Source organism: Sphingomonas colocasiae, from assembly GCF_019880585.1.
GTDB classification, from domain to species: domain Bacteria; phylum Pseudomonadota; class Alphaproteobacteria; order Sphingomonadales; family Sphingomonadaceae; genus Sphingobium_A; species Sphingobium_A colocasiae.
The window spans coordinates 63,061-83,243 of record NZ_JAINVV010000016.1 but is presented as its reverse complement, the minus strand read 5'-3'; the positions used below and the strand labels follow the sequence as shown (position 1 = coordinate 83,243).

The 20,183-nt window shown below is 65.9% G+C and carries 19 protein-coding genes and 1 pseudogene; 5 read left to right on the top strand and 15 right to left on the bottom strand.

The genetic code is table 11. The features are described 5' to 3' along the window. Positions 1-127 (top strand): annotated as a pseudogene (locus tag K7G82_RS28985) (IS5/IS1182 family transposase); the annotation flags it as partial. On the opposite strand, the gene K7G82_RS28980 reads toward K7G82_RS28985, so the two are convergent. The 3 genes from K7G82_RS28980 to K7G82_RS28970 form a co-directional block, all read right to left on the bottom strand. Further along, complete coding sequence (locus tag K7G82_RS28980) at positions 117-449, bottom strand: hypothetical protein (RefSeq protein ID WP_222993967.1); 333 nt, start codon at positions 447-449, stop codon at positions 117-119. The pseudogene K7G82_RS28985 and the gene K7G82_RS28980 sit on opposite strands and share 11 nt — an antisense overlap. Before the next feature lie 107 nt (positions 450-556). Then, the gene (locus tag K7G82_RS28975) at positions 557-1,555 is read right to left on the bottom strand and encodes a terminase large subunit domain-containing protein (RefSeq protein ID WP_222993965.1); all 999 of its coding nucleotides are present in this window, start codon (positions 1,553-1,555) and stop codon (positions 557-559) included. After that, positions 1,552-2,076 carry a helix-turn-helix domain-containing protein gene (locus K7G82_RS28970; protein ID WP_222993963.1) on the bottom strand — a complete coding sequence of 175 codons (525 nt, stop codon included), beginning with the start codon at positions 2,074-2,076 and terminating at the stop codon, positions 1,552-1,554. Before K7G82_RS28970 ends, K7G82_RS28975 begins: the two co-directional genes overlap by 4 nt. A 138-nt stretch (positions 2,077-2,214) precedes the next feature. Between K7G82_RS28970 and K7G82_RS28965 the strand changes: the two genes are divergently transcribed. Both K7G82_RS28965 and K7G82_RS28960 read left to right on the top strand, forming a co-directional pair. Further along, positions 2,215-2,559, top strand: coding sequence for a hypothetical protein (locus K7G82_RS28965; protein WP_222993962.1), 345 nt, complete (start codon positions 2,215-2,217; stop codon positions 2,557-2,559). A 72-nt stretch (positions 2,560-2,631) separates the two neighbouring features. After that, complete coding sequence (locus K7G82_RS28960; RefSeq protein ID WP_222993960.1) at positions 2,632-2,817, top strand: hypothetical protein; 186 nt, start codon at positions 2,632-2,634, stop codon at positions 2,815-2,817. An 80-nt stretch (positions 2,818-2,897) separates the two neighbouring features. Here K7G82_RS28960 and K7G82_RS28955 read toward each other — a convergent pair whose 3' ends face one another. The 11 genes from K7G82_RS28955 to K7G82_RS28905 all read right to left on the bottom strand — a co-directional run bounded on the left by K7G82_RS28955 (position 2,898) and on the right by K7G82_RS28905 (position 14,295). Then, positions 2,898-3,305: a GFA family protein gene (locus K7G82_RS28955; RefSeq protein ID WP_222993958.1), complete on the bottom strand. Its 408-nt coding sequence runs from the start codon at positions 3,303-3,305 to the stop codon at positions 2,898-2,900. A 148-nt stretch (positions 3,306-3,453) separates the two neighbouring features. After that, entirely contained in the window at positions 3,454-3,957 is a 504-nt protein-coding gene (locus K7G82_RS28950) for a YybH family protein (protein WP_222993956.1), read from the bottom strand. A 67-nt stretch (positions 3,958-4,024) separates the two neighbouring features. Beyond that, complete coding sequence (locus K7G82_RS28945; protein ID WP_222993954.1) at positions 4,025-4,921, bottom strand: tyrosine-protein phosphatase; 897 nt, start codon at positions 4,919-4,921, stop codon at positions 4,025-4,027. Next, complete coding sequence (locus tag K7G82_RS28940; RefSeq protein WP_222993952.1) at positions 4,918-6,174, bottom strand: cytosine permease; 1,257 nt, start codon at positions 6,172-6,174, stop codon at positions 4,918-4,920. Before K7G82_RS28940 ends, K7G82_RS28945 begins: the two co-directional genes overlap by 4 nt. A gap of 51 nt (positions 6,175-6,225) precedes the next feature. Continuing rightward, complete coding sequence (locus K7G82_RS28935) at positions 6,226-6,954, bottom strand: aspartate/glutamate racemase family protein (RefSeq protein WP_222993950.1); 729 nt, start codon at positions 6,952-6,954, stop codon at positions 6,226-6,228. A gap of 7 nt (positions 6,955-6,961) precedes the next feature. Continuing rightward, on the bottom strand, positions 6,962-7,366 hold the full coding sequence (locus K7G82_RS28930) for a cupin domain-containing protein (RefSeq protein WP_222993948.1): 405 nt from the start codon (positions 7,364-7,366) through the stop codon (positions 6,962-6,964). Next, on the bottom strand, positions 7,359-8,315 hold the full coding sequence (locus tag K7G82_RS28925; RefSeq protein ID WP_222993946.1) for a branched-chain amino acid transaminase: 957 nt from the start codon (positions 8,313-8,315) through the stop codon (positions 7,359-7,361). The genes K7G82_RS28930 and K7G82_RS28925 overlap by 8 nt, the downstream gene beginning before the upstream one ends. A 65-nt stretch (positions 8,316-8,380) precedes the next feature. Continuing rightward, a complete protein-coding gene (locus K7G82_RS28920) occupies positions 8,381-10,558 on the bottom strand; it encodes a TonB-dependent receptor (RefSeq protein WP_222993944.1) in 2,178 nt (725 codons plus the stop codon). 47 nt (positions 10,559-10,605) lie between these two features. Then, the gene (locus K7G82_RS28915) at positions 10,606-11,589 is read right to left on the bottom strand and encodes a quinone oxidoreductase family protein (protein WP_222993941.1); all 984 of its coding nucleotides are present in this window, start codon (positions 11,587-11,589) and stop codon (positions 10,606-10,608) included. Beyond that, positions 11,579-12,718, bottom strand: a complete 1,140-nt coding sequence (locus tag K7G82_RS28910) for an S-methyl thiohydantoin desulfurase family protein (protein ID WP_222993939.1) — start codon at positions 12,716-12,718, stop codon at positions 11,579-11,581. Before K7G82_RS28910 ends, K7G82_RS28915 begins: the two co-directional genes overlap by 11 nt. A gap of 2 nt (positions 12,719-12,720) precedes the next feature. Next, complete coding sequence (locus K7G82_RS28905) at positions 12,721-14,295, bottom strand: hydantoinase/oxoprolinase N-terminal domain-containing protein (RefSeq protein ID WP_222993937.1); 1,575 nt, start codon at positions 14,293-14,295, stop codon at positions 12,721-12,723. Positions 14,296-14,562: 267 nt separating this feature from the next. Here K7G82_RS28905 and K7G82_RS28900 point away from each other — a divergent pair, with 267 nt between their 5' ends. Further along, positions 14,563-16,005, top strand: coding sequence for a zinc-binding metallopeptidase family protein (locus K7G82_RS28900; protein ID WP_222993935.1), 1,443 nt, complete (start codon positions 14,563-14,565; stop codon positions 16,003-16,005). Between the two features lie 8 nt (positions 16,006-16,013). Here the strand turns inward: K7G82_RS28900 and K7G82_RS28895 are convergent, their stop codons facing one another. After that, a complete protein-coding gene (locus K7G82_RS28895; RefSeq protein ID WP_222993933.1) occupies positions 16,014-17,090 on the bottom strand; it encodes a threonine aldolase family protein in 1,077 nt (358 codons plus the stop codon). Between the two features lie 189 nt (positions 17,091-17,279). Between K7G82_RS28895 and K7G82_RS28890 the strand changes: the two genes are divergently transcribed. Next, positions 17,280-20,048 (top strand): winged helix-turn-helix domain-containing protein, encoded by a 2,769-nt coding sequence (locus tag K7G82_RS28890; protein WP_222993931.1) that lies wholly within the window; start codon positions 17,280-17,282, stop codon positions 20,046-20,048. The last annotated feature ends 135 nt before the right edge of the window (positions 20,049-20,183 follow it).

Below are 20,183 nucleotides of genomic sequence, written 5' to 3'. Positions count from 1 at the left end.
CTTCTCCAAGCTGAAACACTTCCGTCGCGTCGCCACCCGCTACGACAAGCTGGCCGCGAACTTCCTCGCCATGGTTCAACTCGCATCAATGCGGCTTTGGCTTCGCGTTTATGAGTCTACGACCTAGAAGACTCCTGCCTAGACATACCATTTGAACGATTTTCGAAATATTCAAAATAGTTGTCACTATCTGAAACTTCAAACCAACGCCCCGCTATTCCATTAACCTTGACTCCATCCGATTCTAAACGACGCATGCCACTAAGGACCATATCCCGACCACCACCAAACCGAACTTTGTCGCCCTGCGCCCGCAAATTGAGCCGCAGAATGCCGTCATTGCCGATCTGCATCTCCAAACCATGATCAAGCTCGTCAGGATCCATGTATGTATAATTGCGTTCGCCGGTGCGGCCAAACTTAGAATCAAACTGCGCGGCAACGTCCACCCTCGGTACTAGATGCCCCCTCGGCGGCCCTGATTCTTGCTCACCGCTTCTGTCAGAGCCCCCGTTTGGCGTATCAGAGTCCATCAAATCGACAATTGACGGCTGCCTCAATCCAGATTCTTGGCCCCCAATCCATCCATCGTCGAAACTCGCACTTTTGCGCCGACTATCTCCAACACCTCCTTCATCCCGGATATTTTGTGGGTCAGGCTTGTGAGATGTCGGCATCTCAAGCGAGTTCGTTGAAAGGACGGGTGCGCTTGGCGAGGCAGAAGAAGCTGACGATGGGGGGTTGGTTCGCGGTTGCTGAATTCTCCCGATCGCGGAACGTGCGCCCTCTGCATGCCGCTGAGGCAGCACGAACGCGCCATCGCTACGGCGTAGCGCGCGGGTGCCCTCGGCCCTTCCAGCGGCGTATAGGTGAGCATGGTGATGCCGCCCGTCGTCATCGTGCGCATCAGCATCTCGACATAGACGTCCTGGGGCGGCTCTTCGTCGGCCCAGATCAGGTCCTGCGCGGTGCCCTGGAACGCCTTGCGCCCCTGGGCATAGGATTTGAGCCCGACAGTGGAGTGCTCGCCCGAAATGTGACGGATCCGCGCGGTATCGATCAGGTCGGTGACGCCGCTGCGCCAGGTGAAGCCGTCCATGTCGATATGGTCGCGCGGGATCAGCCCCGATCCGTCCACCGCCTTGTAGCTGCCCGGCCAGGCGATCTCGCCGAACAGCGTCTTCTGCAGGATGTCGCGCGTCGTCTCGTTGGTGTCGCCCGCCGCCCAGGCGCTGATCGGCCGGTGGAAGCGCTTGCCCGGCCACCACTCGGGATACAGGCCGGTCACATGGCAGACGAATTCATAGCCGCCCATGCCATAGGTCTTGCCGATGCGGTTGGCGCACATGGCGCAGCGCTCGCGGTAATCCTTGCCGGCGGCGAAGAACTCCATATGGCGTGGATAAAGCCCGCGCCTGAGCGGCCCGGTCTCGGGGTACAGGCCCGCGAACCGGCCGAATTTCTCGGCCTGCTCGATCGCGAGGATCGCCTTGGCGAATTCCACCGCATCGGCATCGCTCAGCGTGTCGGCATAGGCGCCCGCCGGCGGCATCATGTGTCGCTCTCCCCGCGCTCGGCCATCCGCGCCTCGTGCCGGCGGATGATCGCGCGCGCGGCTTCGGGATCCTCGGGATCGACGGCGACATGGCCGGTCACATGGCGTTCCTGCCGGTCGCGCCATTGTTCGGGCCGGCGGTTGCGGAGCCAGTTGAACGCCGCCGAGGAATCGGGCGGCATATGCTCGACATAGTCGGCACGCAGCACCTTGCCCTGATGCTGGAAAATCTTCTCGGCGACATAGCTGTAGCCGATCGCGCGGTTGTAATAAGCGCGCTCGACGCGGTCGTCGGCGATATCCTTGCCCACGCGCAGCGCAGCCGCGAATTCGGGCTGGCTGTGTTTCCAGCGATGGATGGTGCGCACATCGACGTCGAAGAAGTCGGCAAGCTCGAAATCGGTCGCGCCCAGCTCGCACAATTTGCGCGCCTGCTCGGCCATTTCGGCGCGATACAGCGTCGGCCGGCCCCTGCGTTTCACCTCATCGGTGGACTGGCCATTATCGTCATCGCGTTCCACGGGCCGGTTATCCCGGAAATCAGGTTCTTCGGGCACGGCCCGTTAAATCCGCCGATGCAAAACAGAACATATTGAGAACAAATCAACGGCAGCCTATCCTGCGGCCCCATCCCCGATTCGTCCCTGCCGGAGCCCGGAATGCCGATCCAAATCCGCCGCAACCGCGAGCTGCTCCACGTATCGGGCAGCATCGAAACCATCCTGACCATCCCGCCGCGCCTGCATCCGACGGCGGACACGCGCTTCGCGCTGGCGCTGTCGGACGGTACCCTGCTCGAAGGGAAGATCGACGATGCGGATCATTGCCGCTTCACCGTCGCGATCGAAGGCGCCGGCATCACCCGGATCACACCTTCGGGCGATCCGGCGATCGAACATGACTGGCCGATCGAGTGGATCGCTATCAGCCCGGCCGATCAGGCCGCGCGCGCCGAAAACCAGGCGACCGACCTGCCCCTCTTCCCCGATCTTCGCGCGGCATAAGCCGGGACTCGACTCCCGCGCCGATCGGCGGCAGCATGGACGGGCGTGACGTCTGTTTGAAGGAGAACGGCCTTGAACCAGTTCGACCGATCCTATTTCCAGCGCCGCGCGGACGAGGAACGCGCACGTGCGCACGCTCAACAGGGCACCACCGCCGCCATCTTCTATCACAAGCTTGCCGACGCCTATGAACGCGAGGCCGGCGGAGCGTCGCGCCTGGCTGCATCAGGCCCGCACGCATCCAGCCAGCACGTCTGAACCGTTCGAGCTGGATGATCGGCGTTTGCGGAAAACCCCAGCCCGATCCAACGTCAGCGCGTTGCGCCGGGCACGGTGGGTTACCCCGGAAACGCCTCGTGCCGCGGCACATCCTCCAGCCGATCGTCCCAATCGGCGCGGCTGGCGATGAAGATATGCGCGTCGGGCCGGGTGTCGAGCGGCCCGTCCAGGCTTCCCGCCGGCGCCACCAGAACGGTGCCGTCGATATGCATGCCGGGCAGCGCCGATCCGCATTGCGTGCAGAAGCTCCTGCGGTGCCGCGTATCGGGCACGGCATAGGTCCGCACCCGATCCTCCCCCGCCAGCCAGTCGAGCCGGGCGGTGCGAGAGAACAGATTGGCCGCGTGCGCCGACCCGCTATTCTTGCGGCAGCGCCCGCAATGGCAAAGGAAAAAGCCATCGAACGCGCCCGCAATCTCGAACCGCACCGTGCCGCACAGGCATGATCCCGGATATGTCCCGCTCACCGCATTCTCCCTTATGACAGCGTCGCTTTTGCGAATAGCCGGTTCGGCCCTATTCGCGCGCCGATCAAATGTCGCCTGCCTATGAAGCGCCAGCGCATCTCGGCACATCATGCTGTGGGAAACCGATAGTCCGCGATTAACGGAGACTCTATCGCCCCACCCGACCCGGCATGGGGGCATCGACCACGATATCCTTTTGCAGCTTCATCGTGCCGTCCGCCTGGCGTTTGAACACCGCCACCCAATTGCCGGTCTCGGTCACCGGCCGCTTTGTCGCCGGATCGGAGAAGGTGAAGCGATAGGTAGCATGATAGACCGCGAGATCGCCCGATCCGGACACCTCGACGCTTTCGTCGGACACCGCCAGCTTCAGTCGCGGATCCGCCATCTGCGCCTTCATCGCCGCGGCGCTGGCCGGCTTGCCGACGATATTGGGCGCGCCATGCACCATCGCGACGATATCCGGCGCGACGATGCTGGCTGCCTTCTCCGCGTCGCGCGCGGCATAAGCATCGATCTGGCTGTGGATCGCCGCCTTCACCTCCGCCGCCACCCGATCCTGCGCGCCTGCGCCGCCACCGTCGCAACCGGCAAGCAGCGAGGCGGCAAGCACAAGGAATGAGAGAGACTGGCGCATGGTCCGATTAAGCACCGAATGCAGCCCCGTCGTCAAATCATCCGTCCGGAACGTTTACGCCCTCCACCAAGCGCCGGCGGCCCTATTCCAGATACAGCGCGCGCAACCGTGCCAGATCGACCGCATTCAGCCCGATCTCCTGCTCGAGATAAGCGGGCACCGATCCCCAGCGTTTCTCGATCACCGCGAAGGAGGTGGCGAGATAGGGCCTGCCGTCGGACGCGGAGAGCGACGGCGGCTTGGCGGTTTCCGGTTCCTTCCGGTATTTCGCGAAATAGGCGTAGACCGGATTGACCGTCGCCAGCGCGTCGGGGATCGGCGCGACTTCCCACTCGGTATGGCGGTGGCGCTCGGAAAGCAGATAATCGGCATAGATGGTCTCGCGGTCGACGCCGAGCGCGCTCAGCACCAAGGCGGCGGCGAGGCCGGTGCGGTCCTGCCCCGCCGAGCAATTGAACAATGTCGCGCCCTCATTCGCGAGCAACCGATCGAACAGCAGCCGCACCTGTGGTGCGATCATCGTCGGCAGGACGGCGTACATCTCCTTGATCGCCGTCTCGGTGCCGTCTTTCTTCAGCGCGGTCTGGATCGTCTCCAGCAGCGGCGCGAAGGAATAGCCGACCGCATTGTAGCGGATGCCGTCGAGCCGGGTCGGCGCCAGGATACGTTCTTCGTCCGATCGCAGGTCGACGATATTGCCGATGCCCAGCGCGCGGACGGCGATGACGTCGCGATCGGTCAGCATCGGTTGTGCGCCCGCGCGATAGATGCGGCCCCAGCGCACATGCTTGCCGCCGGCGGCGGCGTAACCGCCGATGTCGCGGAAATTGGATGCCTGCTCCAGCGGCACGATCCGCTCGGGCGCGGCCGGCGCGGCACGCGCGACAGGCACCGCCTCAGCGATCGACTGCGCGCCCGCACCGGGCTGGACGCAGCATGCGAGCAGCGGCCCCAGGCCGATCAGCAGCATATGTTTCATATCTCGACTCTCCCAGTTTCGGCGGACGGCGCGGCCCTGATCTTTCCCAGCTTCGATGAGGCGGCCGCCAGCCCGAAAGCGGTGATGAAGCCGTCGAGCGCGGATATGCCGGTGATGCCGGCCTTGTATTCGCAGACCGTCGCGACCGCGCTCGCCACCCCCCAGATCGCCAGGTTGCGCCAGCGCACATCCCCTTCCTCCGCCCGGCCGAACAGCGCCTGCTGGATCAGGATCGCGGCGGCGGGCGGGAACACCAGCCCCAGCAGCACCAAATAGCTGACAAAGGCGTTCTGCGCGCCGGCGAGCGCGATCAACGCGCCGATGCCGGCGGTCACGATCACGATATGCGTGAAACGAATCCGCTTCAGCCAGGTCGAAGTCACCAACGCCGAGGAATAGAGCGTCATGATCCCGTTCTGCATCAGGCCCAGCGGCAACAGGATCGTCAGCACCGCCGGCATGCCGAGCAGCATCAGCACCTCCGCCGGATCGCCGCTCCGCGCGACGAGCCCAGCCGCCGCATAGCAACCGATCACCGCCGCCCATACCGGCCCCAGCGCCATGCCGGCCGCCGCCATCGCATCGCGCGAACGGCCGATGAACCGGCTGTAATCGGGCAGGATGATGCAGCCGATCACGAACGATCCGATGATCGCCGATATCCCCCTGCCGATCGGCACGGCCGTGCCCGCGACGGTGTCGACCGTCTCCAGCCGTGGCAGCGCCTTGAGCGCGACGAAGATCAGCAGCAACAGCAACAGCGGCACGAAGATGAGAGGCACGCGCGCGATCACGGAGAATCCGAAGATCGCGATCGCTCCGATGATGGCCGCCGCGCCAAGGATGCCGATCGCCAGCGGCGGCTCCGCGCCCAACGCGCGGCGGATGCCGCCCACCGCCAGTTCGCCGATAAAACCCATCTCGACCGCGAGCCAGCCGAGCAGCGCGATCCCGAGCGCGGCGGTCAGCACCCGCGCGCCCCTGGAGCCAAAGGCCTGTTCGGACAGCAAGGCCGTCGAACGCCGCGTCCTGACGCCGGCATAGGCCATGAGCATGGCGAGCCCGGCCGTCAGCGCGCATCCGGCGATCGTGACGATCAGCGCGTTGAACAGGCCGTAATCTCGGCCGATCGTGCCGCCCAGGATGATCATGGGCACACTCATGATCGAGCTGATCAGGATGAGCGTGATCGACGCGGCGGAGCGGTTGGCATGCTCGGCCGGCACGGGTTCGCGCGGAAATTCATTGCTCATTCGACAGGTCTCTTCCCATGCCGCCCGCGCATCGCGCCAGGCGCGCGCGTTTCAGGGCATTGCGTATCCGACCATCGTCTTGGGGCGCGGCACGGGGAAACAGTGTTTGCTGTGCGTCAGCCCGGCCCGGACGATTCCTTCCGCGACGCAGACCGTCGCCGGGATCGGGTCGATCACCGGTATGCTGTGGCCGCGCTCGGCCAGATAGGCCTCGATCGCCGACGCACAGCCCAGAAAGCCGGTGCAGCCCAGGATGATGACGTCCGCATCATCCTGCTCCACCGCTTCCAGCGCGCATTCGCCCAGCCGTCGCTTCGCTTCCTCGATCCGCGGCTCCAGTTCGAGCACGGGAATGTCGACGACCTTGATCGCCGCCAGCTTCTCCTGGACGGCGCTCAGGCGCACGAGGTTGCGGACCATCGGTTTCACCGCGTTGAGCACGGTGACATAGCCGAAGCTCTGCCCAAGCAGCGCGGCCAGGTGCATCGACGTCTCGCCCGGCCCCAGCACCGGGATCGACAGCATCTCACGCGCCGCCTTCACGCCGGGATCGGCCATGCAATCGACGATGACGGCGTCCGCGCCCGAGCGTTCGGCCTTGATCGCCTCCGCGATCGTCGCCGGCACCGCGAACGCCTCGTCATATTCGCTCTCGATCGAGGGCGGCCCGGTTTCGAGCAGTGACTGGGTGATGGTCAGCCCGGCATGCGTCAGATGCGCGACATCGTCGAGCGAGCGCACGCCCTTCGTCGTCACCGGCGTCACGAGATGGATGCGCATGACGCTCTCAGCCCCGCGCCGGATCGACGGTCTCGGTCAGCGCGCCGGCGGTGCCGCCGCGCAGATAATCGTCGGTCTTCTTCAGCCAGTCCTCGCGGCGGGGCGACCACATGTCGATCTCGACGACGCGGCCGATCATTTCGGCGCCGTGCGGCTGGTGGGGCGGGATCACCATCACTTCGCCGGCATGCAGGTCGCGCGTCTCGCTCTTCGCCTCGTCGAACCAGAAACGCATCGTGCCCTCGACCACTTGGGTCACCTGCTCGTTCTCATGCGCGTGGAGCGGCACGACGAAGCCGTCGTCGAAATAGATGCGCGCGATCGTCATCTTCTCGCCGGTCACGATCTGCCGGCTCATGCCCTCGGCCACTTCCTCCAGCGGCACATCGTCCCATTTCAGTATCTCAACCATCGATATCCTCCCTCATGCCGGCCCTCACCGGCGTCAGCCAATTCTTGCGATCCTTCACCCGGCCGCGCACGACATCCTGGAAAGCGGCGCGCAGCCGTTCGGTGACGGGGCCGATGCGGCCATCACCGATGCGGATATGATCGACGGCGCCGATCGGCGCGATCTCGGTCGCGGTGCCGGTGAAGAACAGTTCGTCCGCGATATAGAGGAACTCGCGCGGGAACGCGCTTTCGCGCACCGGGATGCCCAGCGCCGCCGCGATCTCCATCACCGCAGATCGCGTGATGCCCGAAAGGATGCTGCCTTCGACCGGCGGGGTGATCAGCACGCCGTCACGCACCGCGAAGATATTCTGTCCGCTGCCCTCGCTCACCATGCCGTCCGGCGACAGCGCGATCGCCTCGGCGAAGCCACCCGCGATGGCGTCGAGCTTGATCAGCGTCGCATTATTGTAATGGCCGGCGGACTTGGCGAGCGCGGGAAAGGTGTTGGGCGCAGGTCGGTTCCAGGAGGAGACGCAGACATGGATGCCGCGATCCGCCTCGCTCTGGTCGAGATAGCTGCCCCATTGCCAGCTCGCGATATAGGTCTCGATCGGATTGCCGATCGCGGCCATGCCCATGTCGCCATAGCCGCGCATCACCATCGGCCGCAGATAGCAGTCCTCCAGCCCGTTGGCGGCGACCAGATCGATACAGGCGCGCTCCAGCGCGTCGATCGAATAAGGCAGGTCGATGCGGTAGATACGGCAGGAATCGTGCAGCCGCCGCAGATGCTCGCGCAAGCGGAAGATCGCCGGCCCCGCATCGGTGCGATAACAGCGTATCCCCTCGAACACGGAGGATCCGAACTGCACCCCCACCGACAATATGTGCACCTGCGCCTCCGCCCAGCGGATATGGCGGCCATTATGCCAGATATAGTCGGGCTCGTTGATCGATTTGCCCATCAGGCCCCTCTCCAAACAGGTCCTGGCGGGCGGATGCGCGCACGGCGCCCCCGCCCGCCCGTGCATCAGAATTTATACTGCACTTCAATGCCGTAGCTGCGCGGCGGGCTGAAGGTACGGCTGAACAGTCCCGCGAAGGGAGACAGGCTCAGCGCCTGCTGCGTGTTGAGCAGATTCTCGACGAACAGCTTGGCGCTGTAGCGGTCGTTCTCCACGCCGATGCGCGCGTCGATGAAGGTCTTGTCCTTGATCGGGAAGACTTCGTTCACGCGCAGGAACATGCCGCTCTGGTAGCGGTAATCGACGCGGCTCACGAAATCGAGCGTATCGCTCACCGGTTCCTGCCACTGCATCGAGGCATTGGCCGTCCATTTCGGCGTGAACGGCGCGCGGGTCTTCGCCGCGTTCTGCACGATCGCATCGGTATAGCCGATACCGCCCGAGAAACGCAGCTTGTCGGTCGCCTGTAGCGCCACATCCGCCTCGAAACCCATGATCTTGGTGCGCGGAATGTTGGTGGTGGTGCGGAACGGCGGCGTCGCGATCGTCTGCGTCACCTGCTGGTTCGAATAATCGATGCGGAACGCGGCGGCGTTGAAGGTCAGGATATTGTCGAAGAACTGGCTCTTCAGGCCGATCTCGTAATTCCTGGTCGACTCGGAGAGCGCCCGGTTGCCCGAATTGAAGAAGCCAAAGCGGAACCCCTCCGAATAGGTGGCATAGGTCATGATCTTCTTGGTCCAGTTATAGGCAAGCTGAACCTTGGGGGTGAAGGCACTGTCCTTCGCCTTCAGCGTATCGACCAGATTGCCCGCCGGATCGGTCACCTTGATCGGCGTGTCGGTGCGCGGATCGGTGACGCGTGTGTTGCCGTAATTGTCCTCATCGTAACGGCCGGCCAGCGTCAGCTCCAGTCCGTCGGTGATGTCGTACGACGCCTGGGCATAGACGCCCCAGATCTTGTCGAGCTTGCGATCCCAGCGATCGAGCAGATAGGTGCGCGACACCGAAGGGCCGGCGACAAGCTGGCCCGCGCCCAGATGCGTGTAGGACAGGCGCCGGGCCAGCTCGAGCCCAACCACCCAGCGCAGCCGCTGGTCCGATTTGGAAGTCAGGCGGATATCGGCGCTATAGGTCTCGAAATTGTCGGTCAGGTCCTGGAACTCGTCGATCACCTGGCCGGTCGTGGCGGCATCGCCATAGGTCGCGGCGCCGAACAAAGTGCGGTTGGCGGGCGCCGGGCCGCCTTCGTAATTCACCGTGCCGAACAGGCTCTGGTTGATGTCCTGATAGGCGAGCACCGCCGAGAAGGTCGCGAAGTCGAGATCCGCCTCGCTGCGCAGCGAGACATCGACCAGCCGGCGCTCCTCGCGGCCCAGAAAGCCCTTGCGACGCAACGGGCCGGGATTGGCGGCGGTGTTGAATTCGTCGACCAGCGCGGCATTGGCGATCTTGTCGACGGTGCCCGGCGCGGCGCCGTGCGAGTCGGTGATCGAGGCGCGCAGGTCGAAGCTCAGCTTGTCGCTGGGCGTGAACAGCAGCCGGGCGCGCCCGGTCTTCTGCTGGCGCGCATCGACCGCGCCGGTGCCGTTGGCGGTCTTCACGATGCCGTCGGTGTCGTTGAAATAGCCGCTCACCGAATAGAACAAGGTGTCGGCGACGATCGGGCCGGACACCCCGCCGGAAAGCTTGATGTCGTTGCCGCGCGCATAGCTGGCCTGCACCCGGCCTTCGAAATCCTGGCTCGGCTTGCGCGTCACGATGTTGATCGCGCCGCCGATCGCGCCGGCGCCGTAGAGCGCGCCCTGCGGTCCTTTCAGCACCTCGATCCGCTCGACGTCGAGCAGGGTGCCCTGCTCCATCGCATCGATCGAGGTCGCCTTCACCCCGTCGATCACGAAAGCGACGGGCGGCCAGCCCTGACGGCCGGAGGTGATGCCGCGAATGGTGATGTTGCTTTCGCCCGAACGGAAACCTTTGCGCAGGATCACATTGGGCACCATGTCCGCAATGTCCTGGATCTGGTCGATGCCGGCGGCGGCGATGTCCTTCGCGCTGAATGCGGCGATGGAATCGGGCACGTCCTGCAGGCTTTCGGCGCGCAGGCGCGCGGTGACGACGATATCGCCTTCGTCGGTCGCCGCCTCGGCCTTGGCCGGCGCTTCCTGTGCCATCGCGGCGCCCGCCGCCAATGGGCTCAGCATGGTCGCGGCCAACAGGGCCGGAATCATCTTGTCGATCATCTTGAACTCCCCAATCAAGTTGCTGTTATGCTTCGTGGTTCTTGGCTTCATTGATCCGGCGCCAGCACGATCCCGCCACGGCTTTCCCCGGCTTCGAGGATACGGTGCGCGTCGGCGGCGCGGGACAGCGGCAGGATGTCGGGATCGATCGGGCGCACCACGCCGCGATCGAACGCGTCGAAGGTCTCGTCGACATAGGTGCGGAGCTGTTCGGGCGTGCGGATCTTGTGGAACAGGATCGGACGGGTGACGCTGAGCGAGCGGACGGCGAGGTCGGACGGACGGAACGGCTCGACCGGGCCGGAAGACTGGCCGAAATTGACGAGCGTGCCGCTATAGTCGAGGCAGCGGAGCGATCCGGCGAAGGTGTCGCGGCCCACCGAGTCATAGACGGCGGCGACGCCCGCGCCGTCGGTCAGCGCATCGACGCGCGCCACGAAATCCTCGGACCGGTAGAAGATGATCTCGTCGGCGCCACAGGCGCGCGCCACCTCGGCCTTGGCCTCGCTGCTGACGGTGCCGATCACGCGCGCGCCCAGCGCCTTGCACCATTGGCACAGCAACTGGCTCACCCCGCCCGCCGCCGCATGGACCAGCACGGTCTGGCCGGCCTGGACGCGGTGGGAGTCCTTGACCAGCATCCGCACGGTGAAAGTCTTCATCAGCGATGCGGCGGCCTGCGCGTCCCCAATCCCGTCGGGCAGGCGAAAAGCGAGATCGGCGTTCAGGATGCGCCGCGCGGCATAGCCGCCATAGGCGCCGCTGATCCATGCGGCACGGTCGCCCACCGCCAGATGCGTGACGCCGGGGCCGACCGCCTCGACCACGCCCACCGCGTCCAGCCCCGGAATGCCGGGCAGCGCGAGCGTCCGGTACTGCCCGGTGCGGACATAGGTATCGTGGAAATTCACGTTGATCGCGGCGTGCCGCAACAGGATCTCGCCCGGGCCGGGTTCGGCCAGTTCCACCTGCACGAGCACCAGCTCTTTCGGGCCGCCATGACGGCTGAGGACGATCGCGTCAGTCCGCATGGGCGGGGCTCCGGGCGGCGGCGGGCGCCAGCCCGTCCAGCGGAAGATCCTCGACGGCCACGAAATCCATGTCGAAGCCGAAGGCGCGCGGGCCGAAGGTCGCCAGCGCCTCGGGCGTGCGCATGATCGGCGGCACGCCCACCGCCATCACCTTCACCCGCTGGCCGAAGCGCAGCGCCTCGGTGGTGATCGGCTCGCCGGTCTCGCGGTCGAGTATGGTGATGAGGTCGGGCACCATGGTGAGCGTCCGCCCCGCCTTTTCGGCGGTCAGGAACTCGTTCTGGAAGGTGATGCGGCAGGGTTCGTCATCGCCCTCGATCGGCACCAGCGTCACCGCGCCCCGCGCGAAGCCGCCCTGGGTCTCGCGCAGCACGTCGGAAACCTTGCCGTCATACAGGATGCGGGCATGGCGCGGCGGATTGGCCTGGGCGAAGAAGTCGATCAGCGCGGTGAATGGGCATTGCTTGCTCGCCCGCGCGGCGCTGATCGTCTGGCCGATGCGCAGCGACAGCGTCAGCGTGTTGGGCACCGCCGTCCGCTTCACGTCGGCGCCGCTCATCGGATAAAGCGCGATCTGCGCCATCGCGCCCAGATTGATGACCGCGCTGCGCGCCAGCCGCTCGGCCAGCACATTGGATTCGGTCTCGATGCTCATCAGGTCGCCGCGCTCGCTCGCCAGGCTCAGCGGCGCGCTCTTGCAGCCATAGACGCTGAAGGTGACCATATGCAGTTCGGGAAAGGCGCGGCCCATGCCGTCGGCATCGACCACGGGCAGCCCCATGCGCGCCGCCACCACCAGCGGCAGCGTGCCGTTGGCGCCGCCCGCCTCGATCGAGATGATCGCATCGGCCTTGCGGCCCAGCCGGTCCTCCACCGCGCGCACCGCCTGCTCGGCGGCGATCATGCAGGGGATCTTCTCGATCATCACGGTCGGCGCGCCGATGCCCGCCGCGGTGATCACCAGCGCGTCATCGGGCAGGTCCATCGGATCGATGATGTCGGCGCGGCGACCCTCATCGAATTCCTGCTGAAGCATCAGCCGGCCGATATAAGGATCGCCGCCCCCGCCGGTGCCCAGGAAGGTAGCGCCGGTCGCGTAATCGATCAGGTCTTCGCGGTTGAGTTCCATGGTCAGACCCCCTCGGCTTCGGGCTGGAATTGGGTGACGGTCGCCAGCTCGCCCACCGCCTTCACGCGGACGCGCACCGCGCCGCTCGGCGCGTAGGACAAGGGCAGTTCGTCGACCTCGATGATGGAAACGCTGTCGGCCTCGGCGCCCGCATCGACGACGCGGCGCACCGCCTCGGCACGCGCCTGGTCGAGCGCGGCGTCGCGGCCGGTCTCGGCATAATGGAAGACGCGGTCGACCTCGCCGCCCACCTGGGCGATGGCGGCGCCGATCGCATTGGCCTCGGACGATCGCTCGGGGATCAACAGCTCGCCGACGCCCTTCAGCTCGCGGTCGATCAGCACGCTGCCGCCGCCAACCAGCACCACGGTCGCATCATCGGCGGAGGTCTTCATGCGATCGATCGCCTGCTCCACCTTGCGGTGGATCTCGTCGACCGCCGCCTCGACGAAAGCCGCGTCCAGATGCGCCACGCGATCGCGATCGCCGATCTCGGCGATGCCGGCTGCCACCGCGATATCCGTGGTCGTCAGCGTCTCGCCGCCGAACACCAGCGCCTCGCGCGGCAGGCGATAACCCACCGATTGCGGGCCGATCCGGCGCGGATCCTGCGGGTCGACGCGGGTGCCGCCGCCCAGGCCGATCGCCAGGATATCGGGCATGCGGAAATTGGTGCGCACCCCGCCGATATCGACGGCGAGCGAGGATTCGCGCGGGAAGCCGTTCACCAGCACGCCGACATCGGTAGTGGTGCCGCCGATATCAACGACGATCGCGTCCTTGCGGCCGGAGAGATAGGCCGCGCCGCGCATCGAATTGGTCGGGCCGGAGGCGAAGGTCAGCACCGGATAGCGCGCGACGAAATCGGCGCTCATCAGCGTCCCGTCATTCTGGCTGATGAAGAAGGGCACGGTCACGCCCAGGCTGCGCAGCGCCTCTCCGAAGGAATTGACGACGCGTTCGGACAGATCGGCCAGCGACGCGTTCATGATCGCGGCATTCTCGCGCTCGATCAGCCCCATCCGGCCCAGCTCGCTCGACAGGGTGACGCGCGCCCCCGGAATCTCGTTCCGCACGATCTCCGCCGCGCGCTGCTCCATCGACGCATCGATCGGCGAGAACACGCAGGAGATGGCGATAGCGGTGATGCCGGCCTTGCGGATCTCACGCGCCGCCGACGCCACTGCTGCCTCGTCCAATGGCGCGATCAGCTGGCCGTCGAATTCATAACCGCCGCCGACCAGATAGATGCGCTTGCCCACCGCCATCAGCAGGTCGCGCGGCCAGTCGATCAGCGGATCCAGGCTGCGCGCGGCGGGCAGGCAGATGCGGATCACCGCCGCGTCGTTCAGCCGCACACGCTCGACAAAGGCGTTGGTGAACTGGGTGGTGCCGATCATCACCCCGTCGATCGCGTCGGGGGCGACGCGCGCGCTGCCGAGCAGCTTGCGGATCGATGCGACGACGCCCGATCCGACATCCTCGGTGGTCGGCGTCTTCAGCGATGCGACGACGCTGCGGCCGTCGAGCAGCGCCGCGTCCGTGTTCGTTCCACCAACATCCACCCCAATACGCATCGACAGGCATCCTCAGCTCATGTGACGCCCTGATCATGCGGATGCGGCCGGCGGACGGAAAGCGAAGCGGGGAGTGAAGTCGGGTGGTTTTTCAGGTAGGGCCGCGATGACGCCTCCGCCTACCCGAAGCGGCGAACGGGCGGGAAACCGGCCTGCCCCTACGTAGGCCGACACGATCCGGGCGCGATGCGGGTCAGGAGATTCCCATTTCGCGCGGCGTGCGATAGACCGTCGCTTCCACGATCGTCTTTGGGGGAAATTGGCGCGATGCGGCGTAACCATCGGACCGGGCTGGCCGGGATCCTTCTGTCCTCGCTCCTGCTTGCACCGGCCGCGGCCTCCGCCGCTCCACCATGCGAAAAGCGCCCCTGCCCGTCCAACTGGCTATCGCTTTCCTCCAGCGATCGCGACGCCGCATTCGCATTCGCCGAGGATTACAAGCGTTTCATGGCGGCTGCGCGCACCGAACTCACCACGGTACGCGAGTCACTGGATCGCGCGCGCAAGGCGGGTTTCCGCGAATGGACGCCGGATGCGAAGCTGACGCCAGGCAGCCGCTGGTACAAGAACAACCGCGATCGCGCGCTGATCCTGTTCGTCGTCGGCAGCGCCCCCATGGCCGATGGATTTCGCATCGCCGCCTCGCACATCGATTCCCCCCGGCTCGACCTCAAGGCGCGGCCGCTTTACGAAAAACAGGGCTTCGCGCTGTTCCAGACCAATACCCATGGCAATCTGCTCAATTATCAATGGGGAAATATCCCGCTTGCCCTGATCGGGCGGATCAGCCGCAAGGACGGCACGTCGATCGATCTTTCGGTGGGCCTGAAGCCGGAAGACCCGGTTTTCATGATCGCCGGGCTTTCCCCGCATGTGGATATCGATCTGCGCAATCGCACCAATCGCGACGTGCTCGCCGCCGAGGAGCTGGATCCGATCGTCGGATCGATGCCCAAGAGCGCGAACGAAGGCGTCTTCGCGCAAGTGGCCGATTATCTGCGCGAAACCTATGCGGTTTCGGTCGACGACCTCGTCTCCGCCGAACTGTCGCTGGTGCCGGCCAGCGCTCCGCGCGATATCGGCTTCGATCGCGCGATGATGACGATGTATGGCCAGGATGACCGGCTGGGCGCCTATGCCTCGCTTCGCGCCATGCTCGCGCTCGAACGGCCCAAAGCCACGTCCGTGCTGTTCCTTGCGGACAATGAGGAAACCGGGAACAACAACAATACCGGCGCGGCTTCGGACACGCTGGTCAATCTGCTGGGAGAACTGCTCTACGCCGAACTCGGCGATCGCTATCGCCCGCCCCATCTCAGCCGCGCGTTCGAACGGACCAGGGTGCTTTCGACCGATGTGAACGATGCGGTGAACCCCACATGGCCTGGCGCGTGGGAGGAAGGCAACGCGCCGCATGTCGGCGAGGGCGTCAACATCAAGGTCTATGGGCAGGGCAACAATGCGACGACCGAATATGCCGCCTGGCTGCGCCGCATATTGGACGATGCCGGCGTCCCCTGGCAGACCGCGACCTACAAGGTCGGGCGCGCCAGCGGCGGCACATTGGGCGGCACATTATCACGGCGCGACATGGATGTGATCGATATCGGCGCGCCGGTGCTGTCGATCCACAACAGCCACGATCTGTCGTCCAAGGTGGATCTATGGTCGCTCTACAACGCCAACAGGGCATTTTTCGCGGCGCCGTGACGCCGCTTCTATTCCGCGCCGTCCCCGGTCATATCCCCGATCCAGCCGGCGATCTCCGCATCGCTCAACACCATCGCGGCCTCGCCTATGACGATCTCGGCGGCGGACCTGTCATCGGCCATGGCCTCGAAGCCATTGAACAGCCAGATGCCGTGCCGCCGCGCGAAGGCGCGATTGGCCCGGGTCAGGATATCGGGCACGCCGGGCAACAGGATGCGGAAGGCGTTGGTGTGCGGCACGCCGGGCAGCGGCCCAAGGCCGCGCTCCGCCAGAGACGCGGCCAGCGTCCGCGCCCGCGCCACATAATCGGCCATGCGCGGCAGCTTCGTATCAAGCCCTTCGAACGCGGCCAGCGCATAGGGGAATGCGGTGCTCAGATCGCCGCCCAGCCGCGTCTTCCAGGACTTGAGCATGTCCAGCAGCGCATGATCGCCGGCCAGCGCCGCCCCCGCCAGACCGCCCAGTCCCTTGTAAAAGGAGACATAGACGCTGTCGGCCAGTGCGGCGATCGCGGCCGGCGACACGCCATAGCCCGCCGCCGCTTCCCATATCCGGGCGCCGTCGACATGCAGATGCACGCCCCGCGCCCGGCACCATTCGGACAGCGCCGCCAGCGCGTCCAGGGGGAGCAGCCGATACGCCGCCCGGCGCAGCGGCAATTCGACGACGCAGATCGCCGGCGTCTCGTCGAGCGCCTCGAGATCGGCGACATCATAAGGGCCATCACCGCCCAGCCGGATCACCGGCGCCGCGATCAGATGGTCAACGGCATCGGCTTCGTCCACCGCCATATGGCCCAATGCGGGGATGACGACGGCGCCCGTGCGTATTTCGGTCAGCGCGCGCAGCAGCACGAGCTGCGCGGTCACACCCTTGATCATGAACGATGCGGCGGGCTTGCCCAACAGCGCCGCCGTGCGCGCCTCGAGCTGCGCGACCGCGCCGCCATTGCCATAGAAATCGGGCGCCAATGCCGCCTCCGGCCGATCGGCCAGCGCCTTCAGCAGCGATCGCGGATCGGCCGGGCCGTGATATGAAAGGCTGCGCCCGCACCCGGCGCGAAGCCGCAGATCCTCGTCGATCATTGTCATTCTCCATGCGTTCCCGGTGCGCATCTTCGCGGTTCGGAACGCTCCCATGCAAGGGCGGGCATCGCCGGACATCCGCTCCTACCCTGATTAGACGGCCGGTCCACCCGCCACGGCTCGCTGCAAAACGGCGCGGCGCGCGATAGCGTGCCGGCCCACCCGGTCCTTGCAGGCCGGGGCGCGTTGATGTCGCCTTTCCGCGCGCTAAAGTGCGGCGGCGGCGGCAATGCGCCTTCGCCAAATGGGAGGCAGGCGATCAGCGAGTTCGGCGATCTCGGCGGTGGATGGAACGGAACCTTGCTGCTGAGCAAGCTCCGCCCGCCCATGCTCAATGCCGATACCGTGCCGCGCAGCGCATTGATCGCACGGCTCGATCCCGGCCGTACGCCCCTGCTCTCGCTGCTGCGCTCGCCCGCCGGTTTCGGCAAGACCACGCTGCTCGCGCAATTCCACGATCATCTGGAGAAAAGCGGGGAGTCCGTCGCCTGGCTTGCGCTGGACGAGGACGATCGCGATCCCGAGCGTTTCGTCGCCTATCTCACCCATGCGGTCGCCCGCGCGGTCGACGCCCCCGATCGTCCCGGTACCGAAACGCTTGCGATATTGCTCAACGCGCTGTCCGCGGACGGCCCGCCGGCCTTCATGTTCCTCGACGATTATCATCTGGCGCAGACCCGGCAGAACGATCAGGTGATCGAATGGCTGCTCCGCCATCGGCCGCAGCGGTTGAAACTGGTGGTGGCGATGCGGGGGCGCCCCGCTTTCCCGGTGTCGAGGCTCCGCGCCGAGGGCAATCTGATCGAACTGGACGAGGAGGATCTGCGCTTCCGGCTCGACGATGGCCGGCGGCTGTTCGGCGACGAGCTCGACGCGGCGGGCATGGCGGCGGTCTTCGAACGGACGGAGGGCTGGCCGGTCGCTCTCCAGCTCGCGCGGCTCTGGGCCAGCCGCCATGCGGGTACCCCCTCCCCCTTTCCCGGCTTCACCGGCAGCGCCAGCGAAATGGCCGCCTATCTGGCGGAAGAGATCGTCGCCGGCCTGCCGGAAGCGAGCCGGGATCTGCTGCTCGCCACCGCGATCGTACGCGAACTGCCGCTCGATCTTGCCCGTCATCTTACCCAGGGCCGGGCGAACAGCGCGATGCTTGCCGAACTGATCGCGCTCAACGTGCCGATCTTCGCGGTGCCCGGCCATGACGATCGCTTCCGCTATCATCCGATCTTCCGCGAATTCCTGGCCGCGCAGCTCGCCGTTTCGGATCGGCACGACACACGCGCGCTCCACCGCCTTGCCAGCCAATGGTTCCACGATCACGATCGGATCGTCGATGCGATCGAGCATGCCGCTGCGGCCGGCGACGATGCGCTGGCGCTCGAACTGGCGGGCGGGGTGAGCTGGGTGCGCCAGATCAGCCGGGGTCGTTCGGTCGATGTCCGCCGTGTGCTCGCCGCGCTTCCCGAAACCAGCGTCACCCGCCATCCCCGGCTGGCGGCCACATCTGCCTTCCTCAAATACAAGGAAGGGAACAACAAGGCGGGATCGCTGATGTTCCAGGATCTGGAAGCGATGTTCCCGCGCGGCCCGGCCAGGGCCGCCGAATTCGGGCCGGGCGCAACCCAGGATCTCCAGCTGCTCGACGCGCTGCACGCCGCCTATGTCGACGAAGGCATCGCGCCGGAGGCGATCCGCCCGCTCGAAGCCCTGCTCGTCGGCGCCGATCCCGCCGATTACGGCTTTCGCGGCACGCTTACCACCACGCTCGGCCTGCTCTATTTCCGCAACGGCCGGCTACTCAACTCGCGTGCCACCTTCCTCGCCAGCATGGATGAATTCACCAGCGGCAATATCGGCTATGGCACGGTTTTCATCCCGACCCATCTGGCGATGATCGCGATCGTCCAGGCCCAGCTCGGCGAGGCGCGAAGCTGGATCGCCAGCGGTTCGGAAAAGATCCGCGCGCATTTCTCCTTCGATCCCGCGCTCCACCACCAGCTCGATCTCATCGCCGCCGAACTCCATTATCTCTCGAACGACCTGCTCGCCGCGAAACATTGCCTGTCTGCGGCGATGGCCGCGATCGAGCAGATCGAGGGCTGGGCCGAACTCTATATCGCCGCCTACCGCACAATGGCGGCGATCGCATTGGCGGAAACCGGCATCGATGCGGCGCGCGCCGTGCTCGACGAAGGGAACGACGCCGCCCGCCGGCTCGGCTTGCCGCGCCTGTCGTTCAATCTCGTATCGAGGCGCGTCCAGCTCCTGCTCGCGGCGGGCGCGCTTGCCGAAGCGGAGCGCGCCGCCGAAGACGGCGGTCTCGCGGATATCGCCGCCGGTCTGCATTATCCGGTGACGGGCTGGATCGAACGAGACGAGGCGATCGCCGGCCAGGCGCGGCTCGCCATCGCCCGAGAGGATCCGCGCGAGGCGCTCGAACGGCTCGCGGAACTGGAACGGCACGCGCATGAATGCGACGCGGGCCTGCACCTCGTCCAGTGCCGGATCCTCAAGGCGATCGCCTGGCGCAAGGCGGGAGAGATCGATCTCGCCGTCTCGAGCATGCGGCAGGCGCTCACCGAAACCATGCGCGAAGGGCTCGTCCGCCCCTTTCTCGACGAAGGACCGGTGGTCCGCGCGCTGCTGCGCGACACCGTCGCGCATATCGGCGTCGGCGCGATGACCGAGGCGCTCTACGCCTGGATCTCGCACCTGCTCATCGCCTTCGACGGCGCCGCCGCGACCGACGAAACCGTCGGCGCCGCCATCTTCACGCCCGCCGAACTCGCCGTCCTCCAGCAATTGCAGGGCGGCGGCTCGAACAAGGAGATTGCCCGGCGTCTCGACACCACCGACAATACCGTCAAGTTCCACATGAAGAACATCTTCAGGAAGCTGGGCGTCAACACCCGCCGCCTGGCGATCGAAGTCGCCACCCAGCGCGGCCTGCTCGGCGACTGACACGCCGCCCTGCGCCTGCTTTTCCGCACGATGCTCTCAAGAGTGTCCATTTCGCCGAGCAATGGCCGCACCTCCAATTCGCCGTTGTGCGACGGGGTGGCGACGCATGAACCGCGTTGTACCGGAAATTGGGCA

Bases quoted from the DNA above. Each gene is read 5' to 3' on its own strand.
- K7G82_RS28915 (WP_222993941.1), bottom strand. From the start codon at position 11,589: ATGCGGACTGACGCGATCGTCCTCAGCCGTCATGGCGGCCCGAAAGAG.
- K7G82_RS28890 (WP_222993931.1), top strand. From the start codon at position 17,280: ATGTCGCCTTTCCGCGCGCTAAAGTGCGGCGGCGGCGGCAATGCGCCT.
- K7G82_RS28920 (WP_222993944.1), bottom strand. From the start codon at position 10,558: ATGATCGACAAGATGATTCCGGCCCTGTTGGCCGCGACCATGCTGAGC.
- K7G82_RS28900 (WP_222993935.1), top strand. From the start codon at position 14,563: ATGCGGCGTAACCATCGGACCGGGCTGGCCGGGATCCTTCTGTCCTCG.
- K7G82_RS28930 (WP_222993948.1), bottom strand. From the start codon at position 7,366: ATGGTTGAGATACTGAAATGGGACGATGTGCCGCTGGAGGAAGTGGCC.
- K7G82_RS28940 (WP_222993952.1), bottom strand. From the start codon at position 6,174: ATGAGCAATGAATTTCCGCGCGAACCCGTGCCGGCCGAGCATGCCAAC.
- K7G82_RS28945 (WP_222993954.1), bottom strand. From the start codon at position 4,921: ATGAAACATATGCTGCTGATCGGCCTGGGGCCGCTGCTCGCATGCTGC.
- K7G82_RS28925 (WP_222993946.1), bottom strand. From the start codon at position 8,315: ATGGGCAAATCGATCAACGAGCCCGACTATATCTGGCATAATGGCCGC.
- K7G82_RS28975 (WP_222993965.1), bottom strand. From the start codon at position 1,555: ATGATGCCGCCGGCGGGCGCCTATGCCGACACGCTGAGCGATGCCGAT.
- K7G82_RS28910 (WP_222993939.1), bottom strand. From the start codon at position 12,718: ATGGAACTCAACCGCGAAGACCTGATCGATTACGCGACCGGCGCTACC.
- K7G82_RS28895 (WP_222993933.1), bottom strand. From the start codon at position 17,090: ATGATCGACGAGGATCTGCGGCTTCGCGCCGGGTGCGGGCGCAGCCTT.
- K7G82_RS28935 (WP_222993950.1), bottom strand. From the start codon at position 6,954: ATGCGCATCCATCTCGTGACGCCGGTGACGACGAAGGGCGTGCGCTCG.
- K7G82_RS28965 (WP_222993962.1), top strand. From the start codon at position 2,215: ATGCCGATCCAAATCCGCCGCAACCGCGAGCTGCTCCACGTATCGGGC.
- K7G82_RS28905 (WP_222993937.1), bottom strand. From the start codon at position 14,295: ATGCGTATTGGGGTGGATGTTGGTGGAACGAACACGGACGCGGCGCTG.